This is a genomic window from Psychrobacter sp. NPDC078631 (genome assembly GCF_050268165.1).
In the GTDB taxonomy this organism is placed as follows: Bacteria; Pseudomonadota; Gammaproteobacteria; order Pseudomonadales; family Moraxellaceae; genus Psychrobacter.
Genome location: NZ_JBNNGG010000004.1, coordinates 110545 through 125917, shown reverse-complemented (window position 1 = coordinate 125917; position 15373 = coordinate 110545). Strand labels below are relative to the sequence as shown.

The following is a 15373-nucleotide window of genomic DNA, read 5'->3' as shown; positions in this document are numbered from 1 at the left end:
ATGCTCATTGACTGAGAAATATCGTTTATGTCAAATAACCGCCGTCCAGCCTATGCAACAATTGCTATCATCGCCGTGGTTATCATCGCCACAGCGGCGGTTATTTTGTGGTTCAAGCCTAGTAACGATGTAAATTCAGCTTCAATCAAATCCTCCGTCTCTGATAATGAGACTAACGAGTCAGTGATAACTGAGTTGGCTGCGGGACAAGTCGTGAAAGCGACAACGCCACCCAGCCAGTCTCAATTTGTCACAGGATTAGAAAATTTACCACGCTCATTAAAGGGCACCCACATTGATGGTGAAATCATCATTGATGAAAATAAACAATTGGTCGTCACTGAAGGTCTGCGACGTTTGTTTGATTATTTTTTATCTGCCCTAGGTGAGGAAGAAGAAGCGACTATATTTGCCCGTGTGGAGAGTTATATTCGCCATCACACACCAGAGCCTGCCGCTAGCCAAGCGGTCACTATTTTTAATCAATATGTTGCTTACCTTAAAGCACTTCCTGAGATAGAAAAGCGCTATGGTAATCTGCAATTACAGGCGACCAAAAGTGGTGAGCTGGACTTGAATGCAGTTGCCCAACAAAAACAAGATATCGCTAATCTACGTCAGCAGTATTTTGACAAGTCAACCATTACAGCATTTTTTGGTGCAGAGGATGACTACGATAACTATAGTATAGAGATGGTAAGAATTGACCAAAATAAGCAGATGTCTGATGCACAGAAACAAGCTGCCCGTCAGGACTATATCAGTCGATTGCCAGAGAATGCTACTAAAAGCAATATTATGCAACAAGCCAATATTAGCGAGTTGATGACTCGCACTGAACAGATGAAAGCTCGCGGTGCAACGCCCGAGGAGTTATATAATATGCGCCGAGAGCTAGTAGGCGCACCAGCAGCAGAAAGACTGGCACAAATAGATCAAGAAGACGCCAATTTTGACCAACGCTTCACCCAGTATGAAACTCAAAAAAATCGTTTATTAAGCCAAGGTGTCGATGCAGCCCAAGCGCAAATTCAGATAGATCAGCTTGAACAGCAACTATTTAGTGACACTGAGCGTAAGCGTTTGGATGGTTATGCGGCATTGCAACGACAGCAAGCTGTCAATAATCCCTAATTACCGTCAATAGTTATCGTCACTAGCTATCGTCAACAACCATCGTTGATACGGATAGATAAAGTAAGCAAGATTATAGTTAGCAGCTCATTTAGGTACTGGCAAGAGCAAGTAGTCAGATATTTGCAAAGTAGTACAAAATGCATTCCGAATAACTACCCAGTTTATGATGACACCTCCCTATGAGTCATGCACAATATTGCCATTGTTTAGAGCATTAAATAAAACAATAAATGAATCATAATAAGTCTGAGCTTTTACTATGTTTATTAGAGCTAATGGCTCAAGCAGATAGGATGTCTAGTAAAAGTATCGGATGCAATAAAGCGAGGAATTGATATGAAGAACATGACTAAAGTAATGATGGCCGCGACATTGGCAGTTGGTACACTTGCTGCGGGTTGCCAGACGACGAATTTGCCTGCGCCAGTTAACCAACCAATCACTGCAGATGTCCTGCAAGCACACAACTGGCAGCTTGTTGATGCCAAACGTAGCAATGGTGATAAAGTAACGCAGCTATTTTTTGACCCAGCCAAGCCGTTAACATTGAATTTTATGAATGATAACGGTAGAGATTACGTGGCATTTATGAATACCTGCAACAACATGGGTGCTGGATATAGGGTCATAAACGGTGAAGTAGAGATTAAAAACGGCATCAGTACTATGATGGCATGTCCTGAACCGCAAGCCAGCTTTGATACTGCCACACTAGCCACTGTACAAGGTAAGTATAGCCTTAGTAAGAATGCCAACAATGTGCCTATCTTGACCATTAAAAATGATGATCAAGTCGCTTATTTTAAGGCCGTTGCGAAGTAGCTTAATGATTGAGTAAACAGTTTGACTGGTTCGTGAACTTAAGCAATTAGAGTTGCTCGTTTGAAGTTACTCATGTGAAGTCGCTCTTTTTGAAACGCAAAATGCCTCGCTATCAAGTGGGGCATTTTTTTATCCAAAATTTAGTCCAGTTTAGGTTACACTAGAGTAATGTTTCTGTAATATCTTTGATTTTTTAAATTGATGGTGATGGCTCTGAATTTATGTCGATAACGATTACCTTTTTAAATATTTATAAGACTTTTATCATCAAGCTCTGTTGGATATGACGCTATGCTGAAAACTGCCATAAATAAAACAACCATATGTAAAGGGAGTCTATCTAAATCAAACATAGATAGACTAATGATAAAAGCACCTATTGCCATCGGCGTATTTGCTGTGCTTACCGGTTGCCAGACATTACCTAATACCTCAGTAAAAAAGCCAATCAGTACAGTTGAGACCAGTCCGCTGACTGCACGTATGCCAGTGATTGATCGCCAAGGATATATTGCCTATATAGAAGAGCAGGGCGTAGGTACGGCGAAAGTATCGACACTCTATAGTATTCGTCCTGACGGTAGCGATCGTCAGCTCATCGATCAGCTTAACGGCTATATCTATGCGCCAGCATGGTCGACAGACGGACAGCTGCTTGCCTATAGCAAACAAGCCCCGCGTGAGCATCCCAAAATTTATATTTATGATCGTAGTAGCAATACGCGCAACCTAGTGGTAAATGCTGAAGGCAGCAATATGTCAGCGTCATTTTCACCCGATGGTCAAGATTTGCTTTATAGCTCTACTGTTGGTGGTAATGCTGATATCTATAAGATGCGTCTGAGTGATGGCAATACTCAGCAGTTAACGACTCTGCCGAGTACAGAGGTACAGCCAAGTTACGCTGCTGACGGCAAGAGCTTTGTCTATACCAGTGATAAAGTCCGTGCTGGACGACCACGAATTTATCGTTATGACTTCGCTACGGGTAATGCGACACCTGTATCAACAAATGGGTATGTGGCCAGTCCTCAACTTAGCTTAGATGGTCAGCGTATGGCTTATCTAAATGGTCGCAAGGCGGCTGTCATGACCTTGACGACTGGACAGGTGGTCAACTTGGCAGAAACAGGGCTTGATGAGCCCGCACGTCTATCTCCCTCTGGCAATTATGCCATCTATCCAATTCGCCACTTGAATGTGGGCGGGCAAGCAGCAAGCCAAAATGGTGGTAGTCTAGTTATCCATTCGCTGTCAGGCAATATCAGCTATGCCATTAGCGGCCAAAATGGTGGAGTCGTGCGCTCACCGATATGGGGTCGTTAGAGAAGTATGTCTTATGCCATGATATGTATATAAACTTGTTTGTAAAACAACATAAGTTTATAAATATTAAGTGAAGAGCCTCAGCTTTTGTAGTAGGTTATTACAAATAGAAGATTAGGTTCATAAAGGGAGAACCCGCGTAATGCAAGAGGCTTTTTTCGTGTTCATCACCAAAATAAGTTTATATCCAACGATTGTTTTCACCGGTCTTGTGATGTTCGTTACTCTATATTGGGTAGTATCTTTACTCGGCATGGCAGATATGGACAGCGTGGATATTGGAGAGACAGGTAGTGATGCTGCTGTCTCTGATTTATCATCGACCGGTTTTTTTACAGGCCTCATGTTGAAGTTTGGTCTCTACGGTGTGCCTCTAGTCATTATATTGAGCTTAGTTAGTTTAATCGGTTGGTTATTGAGCTATTTGTATACCAGTTTCTTACATCAAAATTTTGACTCTGGTGTTCTGTATTACGTATTTGGCACAGGGGCACTAATATTCGTATTGGTCGTTTCTATGTGGCTGACAGGCATGATCATTTCACCCATCCGCAAAAACATTGCCAGAATCCCCAAACGTAATTCTGCTAATAATGTAGGCAAAATCGCGATTGTGCGCACACTTAGTGTGACGGACAAGCACGGTGAGGCAGAATTGAATGATGGCGGTGCAGGTTTGATACTCAAGGTTCGTTCAGACAACAGTACTAGCTTACTGAAAAAGGGCGATAGAGTGATGTTGGTCGCGTATTTAGAAGAAACAAATACCTATCAAGTCGCTCCTGTTGAAGATAAATAATTATAAATCGTTTAGTCGATACGACTTTCTATCATCGCTTTTAGCATAGAGTAAACTCGAAAATAAGATAAGCCTTGATAAATAATAAACAGCCACTGAGCTAAAAAACTTCTATTTTTTACATCATACGAACGGTTTTAAATTTAGTTATTGTTGGTTCAACTAGTTCAGGTATGAGAAAGGCAAGTGAGACTGCTACATAGAGTAGTTGAGCAAGCCGGACCGAACATCTGAAGGATATAGAACTGACTATAGAATGTTTCAATTAAAGGAATAAACATGGACATACTCATTATCGTCGGCGTGGTTGTGGTGCTGGCGTTTGTTTTCATTATGGCAGCACTGTTGATGCTCAAAGCCTTTTACTTCAAGGTTGAGCAGGGCAAAGCACTAATTATCAACGGTGTGAGCAAAATAGCCGTACGTTTTGATGGTGGCTTTGTTTGGCCAGTTATTAATAAAAAAGAGCTGATGAGAATCTCGCTCATCACGTTAGAAGTTGATAGACGCGGTAAAGAAGGACTGATTTGCGCCGATAACATGCGTGCTGATATCACAGTTGCATTTTATCTACGTGTCAATGAAACCGAAGAAGATGTATTAAAAGTTGCCAAATCGGTTGGGGTTGAGAGAGCTTCAGATAAAGTCGCTGTTAATGAGCTGTTTAATGCCAAGTTTTCAGAAGCGCTAAAAACAGTTGGTAAGCAAATAGATTTCGTTAAATTGTTTGAAAACCGCAGCGAGTTTCGTGACAGTATCGTTCAAGAAATCGGTAACGATCTAAACGGCTATGTCTTAGAAGATGTCGCAATCGATTATCTAGAGCAAACACCGAAAGTGTCGTTGGACTCAAGTAATATCCTAGATGCTGAAGGTATCAAAAAGATTACTCAACTAACGGCTTTTCAAAACGTTATTACCAATGAGCTTGAGCGTGATGAAGAGCTAGCGGTTAAGAAAAAGAACGTTGAAACCAGAGAGGCGATGCTAGAGCTTGAGCGTCAACAAGCCGATGCTGAAGCTAAGCAAAAACGTGAAATATCGTCAGTGATTGCCCGTGAAACGGCTGAAACTCGTAAGATTGAAGAAGAAGAGCGTAAGAAGTCAGAAACAGCCGTCATCATGGTTGAGCAGGACTTAGCGATTCAGCGAGAGAATCAGCAACGTGAAATTGAAGTAGCAGGTCAAAATCGTCTGCGTGCAGTTGTCATCGAAGAAGAGAAGGTTACGCGTGCCCGTGACTTAGAAATCGTCTCTCGTGAGCGTGAAGTTGACTTGCAACGCATCGAGGCTGAACGTGCGATTGAACTTGAGAAAAAAGAAATCGCCAATGTTATCCGCGAGCGTATTGCGGTCGACAAAACAGTGGCGCAAGAAGAAGAGCGTATCAAAGAAGTTCGCGAAGTTAGTGAGGCTGAGCGCTCTAAGCAAACACGCGTGCTAGCAGCAGAAGCGGATGCTGAAGAAATCAAAGTACGTCAGGTGAAAAAAGCCGAAGCCGAAGAGCTGTCAGCCAAGCATAAAGCCGTTGAAATCACTACGCTTGCTACGGCTAACCTTGAAGCCTCTGCCAAAGAGTCAGAAGCCAAAATCAGAATGGCTGAAGGTATTAAAGCCGAAGAGTCTGCACATGGCTTTGCTGAAGCTGCTATTCAAGAAGCCAAGTCGGTCTCTATGGAAAAAGAAGGCATTGCTAGAGCCAATATTATTAAAGCGACTGGACAAGCTGAAGCTCAGTCAGAGCGTGAAAAAGGTATGGCAGATGCTGAGGTTATCGCGGCTCGCGGTGAATCTAAGGCAAAAGCTGAGCGTGACATCGGTATGGTCGATGCAGAGATTATTGCTGCTCGTGGTCAATCTACTGCCAAGGCTGAACGTGAAAAAGGTATGGCAGATGCTGAAATCATCGCAGCTCGCGGTGAGTCTAATGCCAAAGCAGAACGCGAAGTTGGACTGGCAAAAGCCGAAGTCACTCGCGCACATTTCCAAGCCGAAGCAGATGGTCTGGTCGAGAAATTCAATGCAATGGGTAGCATGAATAAAGAAGCACGTGAGCACGAAGAGTTCCGCATGAGTCTTGAGACAGCCTTGCAAGAAGCACTGGCATCGATCGACGCAGGTAAAGAGATAGCCAAAGAAAATGCTGAAGTATTGGCAGTAGCACTACAAAAAGCCAAAATCGATATTGTTGGCGGCGAAGCGCATTTCTTTGATAACTTTGCTAAGTCACTATCTATCGGCAAAGCCATCGATGGCCTAGCGGGCAAGTCAGATACGTTGAGTGGTATTATCAATGGCGTAATGGCCAGTCAAGCCATGAAAGCAACCAAGCAAAATGATGATAAAACGACTTATTAATAGGGTCTAAAGGCCTAGTCTTAATGGGCAAGTATTAGTGAGTAAGTTTTTATCTAACAGTATGAATAAGTAATATTCTCTGAAATACAAAATCTGTCGTGTAGGCGGCAGATTTTTTTGGCTAACTCAAGGTGATTCAGAACGACGAATTATGATGAGTTGGCTAATCTAAAAAAATAGCAGTGACCACTTGTTTTTTTAGATTAGCCAAGTGCTTCTTTACTTTCAATGATTCTTTATTGCCCAAAATTCTCTTATAGTGGATTCAGTTTAAAAGAGATACAAGGAAACCGAGTGCAGATGTATATGTAATACTTCAAGCGAGGTTAACGCTGTAGCTCTTTTATAAAGGATTGACTATATTATGTAAAAACAGAAACGGACGAGCAACGATGGCGGACACGCAAAACCTAACCACTCCAGATAGCAATGACAACCCTAATGCTAGTCAAGCAAGCCAAACTGATCAGGCGGTTGCCTCGGGCAATGCTTATGAGCTCATCAAAAAACGTTTGACAGAACAAGGTGCTCGTTTAGAGCAACAGACGGCCACGCTAAATACTGCACGCCTTGAAGAGTTCGGCAGTACTCAAATGCAAGTCATCGCCCGTACGCGTATCCGTACCGAACATAACTGTGTGGCGCAGGATATGGTGCAGGTCGGCGATTATTTGCTATTTGGCTACAACGTTTTTATGGGACTCAAACGTGCGAGCAATGTTAAGGATGTATTGTCGCTATATCGTTTGATTGAGCCAGTCGAGAGTGAAGAAGAGTACCAACTTGAAGAGGTCGATTTAACAGGCACTTTTTTGGGTCAAGATGCCTTTGTCCAAGACTTCAATGAGCTGTACCGATATTATAAGCAAACGCGCTTAATTCAAATAACGGTGAAAGACAGCAAATTGCTATTGGCGTTTCAGATTGGAGAGCGCATCACTGATATTCGAGTGTTCCGTTTCGCGCTAGATTTTAGCCAAGGCACACCAGAGTCTGCTCAAGTCGCTTACGTCGACAATCGCGGCGAGCGTGACATTGAACTGCCGCCTGCCTATGATTTTGACTGGATAGAAACCACACGCGATCAGATGATCAACGGCAAATATCCGCATATGAATATCTTGGATACGATATTTGTAGAGACGGTCGGTGGAGATCTGACCATCAAGATTGAGGATAATACGCAGTCAGGGCAGGGTATCTATAGTGAGCCTGTCGAAGATCGTACTCAGTCGTTGACCGATGCCGAGATTGCTTATGCCAAAGTTGGCAGTTTAATACTGCTCAAAATATTGCCCTATCGTGAAGAGGACTACCGTTATTTTGTTTATAACACCTTGACCGAAGCGGTATTACGTTTGGATGCGATTGGACAATCGTGTGTGCAGCTGCCAGAAGACCACGGCATCATATTTCCGGGTGGCTACTATCTGCAAACGGGCGAATATAAGCTGTTTGATGCCAATAATGTGGACGCCAAAGACTTAAAATTCAAACGTAAAATCATATCGCCAAATGGTGAAGATGTTCTATTTTTATTTTATGACAGAGACTTGGGCGTCACGGGGTTGTTTCCTTATAATTTGATCAAAAAGCAATTAGCAAACCCTATCTATTGCAACGGTATGGCTTTGGCTGAGAATGGCCGTTTGGTGCTGTTTAGCGATCAAAGTGAGCCATCTCGTATTCACCCGATGCAGATATGGCATACCCCTTATGCCTCACACGAGTATGTGAGTGAGCTGCCAGAAAGCACGAGCTTCTATGGCAAAATCGGCAATAAAGAGCTGGTACGTGGTATCTCAGACCTGTATAGCATTACTCGCCTGATTGATAATCAAAGTGTCTCTCAAAAGCTCTATGAAGAGTTGGCTGACAATACCAGTCGTCTCTTTGACAGCTATTATTGGCTGTCTGAGCCTGAGCTGAGCGAAGTCGCCAGTAGTATCAAGGAAGTGACGGCCACGGCTGAGCTTGTCATCGATGAGTTCGCCAAAGTACAAAGTATCCAAAAGCAAACCCAAACTGCGCTAGCCAATGCTGATACGCAGCAAAGTGAGATTTTGCGGCAGATACGCGTTACTAGTTTTGAGTCTGCCAGTGATTATGTCGATCAGTTGTCAGCGTTAAGACGACAAAAAGGCCGTTTGGTCAGCTTGGAGGATTTGCGTTATCTAGATGCTGATAAGTTACAAGCATTGCAAAAGCAATTAGAGGAAGCAGAGAGCGAGCTTGCTGAAAAAACGGTGCTGTTTTTAAGTGGTGAAGAGGCGCTATCAAGCTACGAAGGCATATTGGTTGATGTCAGTGAGCGCTTAAACACCGCAGAAACCAATGCCGAGCTAAAACCCGTACTGGAAAAAATTGATGAAACAGCGCAAGGGTTAGATTTATTAACTGAGTTGCTAGGGACGCTAGATGTAGCCGATGCCACGGTACGTACGCAAATCATCGATGACATATCGACCATTTATGCTAGCCTCAATCAGAGCAAAGCAAAGCTCAATCATAAGCGCAAAAATCTAGGCTCAGCGGAGGCCGTTGCACAATTTGGTGCACAGTTTAAGCTGTTTGGTCAATCTATTGCCAATGCGTTATCCATTGCCAATACGCCTGAGAAATCAGACGAGCAAATGGCAAAATTGCTGGTACAGCTGGAAGAGTTAGAGAGTCAGTTCGCTGATCCAGAGACCAATAGTGGCGATCAGTTTTTAGCTGATATTATTAGTAAACGTGAAGAAATTTACGAAACCTTTGAAAACCATAAGCAGCAATTGCTTGATGCTCGCAATCGTAAAGCACAAAACTTAGGTGATGGCGCGCTGCGGATGCTTGAGAGTATTAAAAAACGTACACAAAGCACTGGCGTCACGGGATTTACAGAAGAAGAAGCGTTAAATACGTATTTTGCGGCTGATGGTCTGGTGCAAAAAGTCCGCAACATCGCAAAAGAGCTACAAGCAATGGGCTTTAGTGTCAAAGCAGATGACATCGATGCGCGTCTAAAAGCCATCCAAATCGAGAGCTATAAGAGTTTAAAAGACAAGTCGGACTTGTTTGAAGATGGTGGCCAAATCATCAAACTGGGTAAGCATCGTTTTTCGGTTAATACTCAGCCATTAGATTTGACCTTATTGAGTCGTCAGCAGTCAGATGGCAAGCGTGTGCTGAATTTGCATCTAACGGGTACCGACTATTATGAAGTGCTTAATAACACTGAGTTAAACGCCTTGCGCCCGTATTGGGACATGAATATCGCCTCCGAGTCTGACAAGGTGTATCGCGCCGAGTACTTAGCCTATAGCATTATCGAAAGTGCCAAAAACAGCCAAGATGGACTAACCGAAGCCCGTTTATATCAAGCATATGATGCGACTGTCATTACCCTAGATGTTAATGGCGACATTGATAATGACAGTCCATTGTCTAAACTGGTCAAAGCTTACGCCACCCCTCGCTATCAGCTTGGCTATGACAAAGGCATTCATGACCATGATGCCACGCTATTATTGATGCAAATATTGCCAACGTTGCGTGAGGCAGGGCTACTGATTTATACACCGCAAGTACGAGCATTGGCACAATTATTTTATTGGCAGCTAAACATCGTACAAGCGCTTGGTTTAGATAGTTTACGTCAATTTGGTTATGACGCTTGGTTAAATGAGTCCGTGCTGACACGCGCAAATAACTGGACGGATAGAGCCGCTACCGCCGAGCAACTGCGCCGTGCATTGGGCAGCGATACTGCGAAGTCTCTATTGGTCGAAGACATGAGCCAAGTGATGCGTCACTTTGTTATGGCTCATAATGATGACAGTCTTAGCGCTGATAACGGTACTGGCATTAATAATGGCGCCGGCAAGCAGTCAACATCAAAACCAGAGTCAGATTCAAATACCAGTGATGTTCATAACGCCAACATTTTCAAATCAAGCTACGTTCAGCTTGCTTGTGAATATTTGGTGAGCGTCATGGGGCAGTCGGCGGAATCAAGTGCAAGCGCATCTAACACAATAAACTGGCAAACCAGCCAACAAGCGCAGCAGTTGTGTGAGCAGCTAAGCCAAACGCTAAATAGTGCCTCAGGTAGCACGCAAAATACCGCCAATTTTGACCAACTACAGTCTTCAGTCGGCAAGCTGGGTTTTCAGCCTAAGTCAGCCTATGAGCTATTATCCACATGGTTTCATGCACTACTTGATAAAACCTATGGTGGTAATGAGTCAGCTGATGGTACGGATGATGCAGGCGAGACACTCAGTGAAGCACAGCTTGCTGAGAGTAAAGAAAAAGAAGCGCTACGCCAGCAACAGCTAGAGAGTGGCCGTCATTATGTGCCGGAAGCGATTGCTGTTTTACTTACCCAGTTAAATGATGCTCAGCGTGAAGCCTTGGTGCAACGACTCATTGATTCAGGTGCTAGCTTTAATAAATGGCTAGGTAACAAAGGGTTGGGTAATCAAGGTTTAAGCAGTAACGGACTAGGTAACCAAGGCGCAAGTAGCAAACCATCGGCCTTGTCATTTTCCTCAATCACCTCATCGACTACATCATTGACCAGTATTAATAATCCGCTCAATCAAGTACAAAGCTTTGAGCGTAGCACGGGTAAGGTATCGCTTGAGAGTCAGGTTAATAACCTGCTGGGTGAGCATATACGTATTCATCAGCAGACCTTAACCTTTGCGGTTGATGATTTCTTAAATCGTTTGCATCATCATGATACGCAAGTCATCCCTGCCTACAGACGTTATTTGGCCATGCGCTCAGAGATATTGCATGACTCAAAAGAGACGTTGCGACTGGACGAATTTATGCCGCGTCCACTGTCTTCATTCGTGCGTAACCGTCTGATTAACGAGAGCTATCTGCCACTTATCGGTGACAATCTTGCCAAACAGATGGGCACGGTCGGCGAGGATAAGCGTACTGATTTGATGGGTATTCTCATGATGATATCGCCACCAGGGTATGGTAAAACGACTTTAATGGAATACGTGGCAAATCGTCTTGGCCTTATCTTTATGAAGATTAACTGTCCGTCACTTGGTCATGATGTGACGTCTTTAGATCCCGAAAAAGCACCCAATGCCACTGCGCGAGAAGAGCTGAATAAAATCAACTTAGCCTTTGAGATGGGCAATAACGTCATGCTGTATCTCGATGATATTCAGCATACCCATGCAGAATTTTTGCAGAAGTTTATCTCATTGGGCGATGGCACACGCCGTATCGATGGTGTCTGGCAAGGCAAAACCAAGACCTATGATATGCGTGGCAAAAAGTTCTGCGTGGTCATGGCAGGTAACCCATATACTGAGAGCGGCGAGGCCTTTAAAGTGCCAGACATGCTTGCCAACCGTGCCGATATCTACAACTTAGGCGATATCATGAGCGGTATGGAAGAGGTGTTTGCCCTCAGTTATATCGAAAACTCGCTGACCTCTAATACCGTCCTCGCACCAATGGCCAACCGTGACTTAAGCGATGTCCATCGTTTGATTAAAATGGCGAAAACGGATAATGCGAATCTTGCTCAAGCACAAAGCAGTGATCTGACGTATCCGTATAGCACTTCAGAAGTTAACGAAATTATCGCCATCTTGCGCCATATGTTTAGGGTGCAAGAAGTCATTTTGGACGTCAATCAAGCCTATATTGCCTCCGCCTCGCAAGATGATAAGTATCGTGTTGAGCCGATATTTAAGCTACAGGGCAGTTATCGTAATATGAACAAGATGACCGAAAAACTATCGGCGGTCATGAATGAGAGCGAGCTGAACCAGCTGATAGATGATCATTATCTGGGCGAGTCACAGCTATTGACCCAAGGCGCAGAGAGCAACTTGCTCAAGCTTGGCGAGATGCGTGGTGTCTTAACTGACGCAGAAACAGAGCGTTGGGCGCAAATCAAAGCTGACTTCTTACGTAACAAAGCCATGGGCGGAGAAGACGGCGATACGGGCGCGCGTATCGTTGCCCAGTTGGTCGATTTGGCCAGTGGCTTCAATGCCATCAGTAGCCAGTTTGAGACATACTTAACGAAAAACGATCCAGAGCAAATCGCTCGCTTACGAGAGGCAGGTCAGCAAGCGCAACTCGATGCCCAGCTAAACGCTCAATTAGAAGCACAGAAAATCCTCGCCGATAGCGTCGTTAACAATGCCAAAGTCGTCAGCGACAGTATCGATAATGGCTTTGAGAAAAGCGTGAGTCAATTGCTACAAATATATAAGCATGACCACAATGCTGGAAAGGCAGAAGGCGAGTATCTCAAGCAAAACCAAGACGTGCAAAAAGCACTGATGGTGCAGCTAGTCGATGCCGTTGAACAACTGGCGCAAAAAATGGCGGATAGCTTGTCCAATAGTTTCACTGAGAGCCTAGCTAAGAGTGATGAGAATCAAGCGGCAGATAGTGATATCCCTGATATTCATCAGCAGACTGCATTGATGGCAACTGCCCTCAAGCAAGCGTTAGAGCCATTGACGATGCGGATGGATGAGAAGCTAGCGATTGATACCAGTACAGATCAATCTGGCAAGTTAATCGTCAATAGTCTCAACAGGCTAAATAAAATATTTGACGATTATGATTAATCACTACTGATTAATAGCTGACGATTAACAACTAATGATTGATTATTAACGCTTATGAGCAATGCTGATGATTAGCACTTATGAATAGCACTATAAATAGGGCTTATGATGAAGAGACAATGGTAATATAGTCGGCAACAGCTACTTTGGATACAATGACAGTGAGTAAAATTGCTACAAACAGTAGGTTAAGCAAGACTGACACCGTATCTGATGGTAGTGAATCGACTATATCAAACCAATGAGAAAATTATGGCGCACAAAAAGAAGAACGTTCGCAAAAAACTCTGCCCTGTCTGCGAGCGCGAGTTTAGTTGGACTAAAAAGCTGGATAAAAACTGGGAGAGCATGGTCTATTGCTCAGACCAATGCCGACGGGTGAAAAAATATGAAGGGCTGGATCATCAAAAAGAAGATAAGTAGGCAGTAACAATTAACCATAGATATTAGATATACGGCACAAAGGAGCAGATGATGGCACATAAAAAGGTAAATCTACCGCAAAAAACCTGTCCTGTCTGCCAGCGCCCGTTTACGTGGCGTAAGAAATGGGAGAAGGATTGGGAGCAGGTGATTTATTGTTCTGAGCGGTGTCGGCGGGGGAAGGGTAAAGATTGATTTATAAATTAGGGTTTTTAATCAAATTTCGCTCATAAATAGTGGCATCATCTTCGTCAGTCCATAAATGACCATTATCTATAATTAATTTGCTTTGAATCAATGTATCAACTATATGGTCAGTAACTTCAACATATTCGTTGATATTATGCCTGAAAGGCTCTAGCGCAGATTCATAACTGTCATATTCTGGTAAAAATAAAATGTCGTCACCGCTATTTTTTAACATATACCATGTGACTATTAAGCATGCCACATCGCTAGCATAAATTTCATTGGGCTTGCTAAAGGGTAAATGAGCAAATAGTAGATACTCTTTTTTAGTTCGATTAAATAAAGTTTGAGATGCTGGCATTCTTTATCCCTTGATATCTGATTTGTTTATTAACTATGATGTTAGTTCAAGTTGATGGAATAAAACAAAAACCCTATTTCGTTTGCCAGCGTTCTCTTACATGACGTAAGAAGTGGGAGCAGGTGATTTATTGTTCGGATGGGTGTCGGCGCAATTGTATTGATTTAACTGAATAAAGTAGGGTGGATATTAGTTTTAATGCTAAAATAGCGAAAAATATGTTTTAAAGTATAAAAAAATTAATGAAAAAAATATAATTAAGCGCAATAAAAGCCAAAAACGAGCTGTAAAAAAACCAACAAGATATGGCAAAAAAAGCATTGAAAGTAAAATGCAGCTCTTTAATAGAGCTTCCCATAGTCAACAGTTTGAAAACGATTGGGCAGTACAGCAAGACTTTACTTGTGTTCGATTAGGACTACTTAGGTTTACTCAGATAATAGCCATTTTTCTTATATTCTTCAGTATACCTATTGCGGGCTATCTCATGCACGTTATTAAGGAATATGACATATTTATAGTAATTGCTATGTTTATTACTGCTATATTATCAGCTGTTTTATTGATAAATCCGAGTGTGATTTTTAGAGGTGTCAAATGGTTACAACAAGGCAATATTAAATTGAAAGGGGATAGAATTGAGTTAAGGATAGACAATAAAATACAGTATATATCAGTGCCGAACATAAAAAAATTCAGATGTTACAGAATTAATAATTACAGATCCAAAGTCGAAGTTTTAAAGATTATTATAAAAATGAAAGATGGTTCTAATTTTTTTTTGTATCAGTCAACCAATTTTACTGAGAACATATATATATTGTATAGTGTTGGTGTAATGATAGAGTCCGTATTATCAGATAATTTTGAAAAGATAGATAAAGGCGCTTGGTTACATCGAAAAGAAACCATTCATTATGCAAATATACTGACAGTTTTTTTTGTCACTATATTTACGGGTATCGTGATTTATTTTAAAATGTACGATTTTTTATTTATTATATCAATGCTTGTCTTGATTATCATTGCTCCTCGTTTCACCCTTTTTATAATGGGTACACAGCATAGCGGTGATACTTATATACACTACATCAACAGAAGATAACTTTGAACACGATAGTAACGCTATCTAAAATAGTTGCTTTAGACATGGCAACTACTGTCGCTATAATGATGGAAATATCCGATACCAATAATGACACCATTGGTAATATCTCAGTGACGAACTCGATCTTTTTACTCAAAAATTTATGAAAGATAACACCCAGTAAGATGGGCAAGATTACGATTTTTGTAATGGTTATCATCATACTGGCCAAATCGATATCAATTAGCTGCCCACAACTGCTTTGATCT

General features: G+C 42.4%; 11 protein-coding genes. 9 read left to right on the top strand and 2 right to left on the bottom strand.

Translation table 11 applies throughout. The features are described 5' to 3' along the window. The first annotated feature begins 27 nt into the window (after positions 1–27). The 8 genes from ACQKCP_RS11640 (at position 28) to ACQKCP_RS11605 (ending at position 13662) form a co-directional block, all read left to right on the top strand. Positions 28–1134: a lipase secretion chaperone gene (locus ACQKCP_RS11640; protein WP_427612419.1), complete on the top strand. Its 1107-nt coding sequence runs from the start codon at positions 28–30 to the stop codon at positions 1132–1134. Positions 1135–1473: 339 nt separating this feature from the next. Next, positions 1474–1959: an META domain-containing protein gene (locus tag ACQKCP_RS11635; RefSeq protein ID WP_427612418.1), complete on the top strand. Its 486-nt coding sequence runs from the start codon at positions 1474–1476 to the stop codon at positions 1957–1959. A 363-nt stretch (positions 1960–2322) separates the two neighbouring features. Next, positions 2323–3285, top strand: a complete 963-nt coding sequence (locus ACQKCP_RS11630) for a Xaa-Pro aminopeptidase (RefSeq protein ID WP_427612417.1) — start codon at positions 2323–2325, stop codon at positions 3283–3285. A 142-nt stretch (positions 3286–3427) separates the two neighbouring features. Then, positions 3428–4084, top strand: coding sequence for a hypothetical protein (locus ACQKCP_RS11625; protein ID WP_427612416.1), 657 nt, complete (start codon positions 3428–3430; stop codon positions 4082–4084). A 279-nt stretch (positions 4085–4363) separates the two neighbouring features. Further along, complete coding sequence (locus ACQKCP_RS11620) at positions 4364–6442, top strand: hypothetical protein (protein ID WP_427612415.1); 2079 nt, start codon at positions 4364–4366, stop codon at positions 6440–6442. Positions 6443–6834: 392 nt separating this feature from the next. Continuing rightward, the gene (locus ACQKCP_RS11615) at positions 6835–13044 is read left to right on the top strand and encodes a DNA repair ATPase (protein WP_427612414.1); all 6210 of its coding nucleotides are present in this window, start codon (positions 6835–6837) and stop codon (positions 13042–13044) included. Positions 13045–13296: 252 nt separating this feature from the next. Further along, entirely contained in the window at positions 13297–13467 is a 171-nt protein-coding gene (locus ACQKCP_RS11610) for a DUF2256 domain-containing protein (protein WP_010196547.1), read from the top strand. Between the two features lie 51 nt (positions 13468–13518). After that, positions 13519–13662, top strand: coding sequence for a DUF2256 domain-containing protein (locus ACQKCP_RS11605; RefSeq protein WP_427612413.1), 144 nt, complete (start codon positions 13519–13521; stop codon positions 13660–13662). Between the two features lies 1 nt (position 13663). On the opposite strand, the gene ACQKCP_RS11600 is transcribed toward ACQKCP_RS11605, so the two are convergent. Further along, entirely contained in the window at positions 13664–14017 is a 354-nt protein-coding gene (locus ACQKCP_RS11600; RefSeq protein ID WP_427612412.1) for a hypothetical protein, read from the bottom strand. Between the two features lie 331 nt (positions 14018–14348). On the opposite strand from ACQKCP_RS11600, the gene ACQKCP_RS11595 reads away from it, so the two are divergent. Further along, positions 14349–15122 (top strand): hypothetical protein, encoded by a 774-nt coding sequence (locus ACQKCP_RS11595; protein WP_427612411.1) that lies wholly within the window; start codon positions 14349–14351, stop codon positions 15120–15122. On the opposite strand, the gene ACQKCP_RS11590 is transcribed toward ACQKCP_RS11595, so the two are convergent. Continuing rightward, entirely contained in the window at positions 15109–15342 is a 234-nt protein-coding gene (locus ACQKCP_RS11590) for a hypothetical protein (protein ID WP_427612436.1), read from the bottom strand. The genes ACQKCP_RS11595 and ACQKCP_RS11590 overlap by 14 nt on opposite strands. Positions 15343–15373 lie beyond the last annotated feature (31 nt).

Excerpts from the sequence above, each read along its gene's own strand:
- ACQKCP_RS11620 (WP_427612415.1), top strand. The coding sequence starts at position 4,364 with ATGGACATACTCATTATCGTCGGCGTGGTTGTGGTGCTGGCGTTTGTT.
- ACQKCP_RS11640 (WP_427612419.1), top strand. The coding sequence starts at position 28 with ATGTCAAATAACCGCCGTCCAGCCTATGCAACAATTGCTATCATCGCC.
- ACQKCP_RS11610 (WP_010196547.1), top strand. The coding sequence starts at position 13,297 with ATGGCGCACAAAAAGAAGAACGTTCGCAAAAAACTCTGCCCTGTCTGC.
- ACQKCP_RS11615 (WP_427612414.1), top strand. The coding sequence starts at position 6,835 with ATGGCGGACACGCAAAACCTAACCACTCCAGATAGCAATGACAACCCT.
- ACQKCP_RS11605 (WP_427612413.1), top strand. The coding sequence starts at position 13,519 with ATGGCACATAAAAAGGTAAATCTACCGCAAAAAACCTGTCCTGTCTGC.
- ACQKCP_RS11625 (WP_427612416.1), top strand. The coding sequence starts at position 3,428 with ATGCAAGAGGCTTTTTTCGTGTTCATCACCAAAATAAGTTTATATCCA.
- ACQKCP_RS11600 (WP_427612412.1), bottom strand. The coding sequence starts at position 14,017 with ATGCCAGCATCTCAAACTTTATTTAATCGAACTAAAAAAGAGTATCTA.
- ACQKCP_RS11630 (WP_427612417.1), top strand. The coding sequence starts at position 2,323 with ATGATAAAAGCACCTATTGCCATCGGCGTATTTGCTGTGCTTACCGGT.
- ACQKCP_RS11595 (WP_427612411.1), top strand. The coding sequence starts at position 14,349 with ATGCAGCTCTTTAATAGAGCTTCCCATAGTCAACAGTTTGAAAACGAT.
- ACQKCP_RS11635 (WP_427612418.1), top strand. The coding sequence starts at position 1,474 with ATGAAGAACATGACTAAAGTAATGATGGCCGCGACATTGGCAGTTGGT.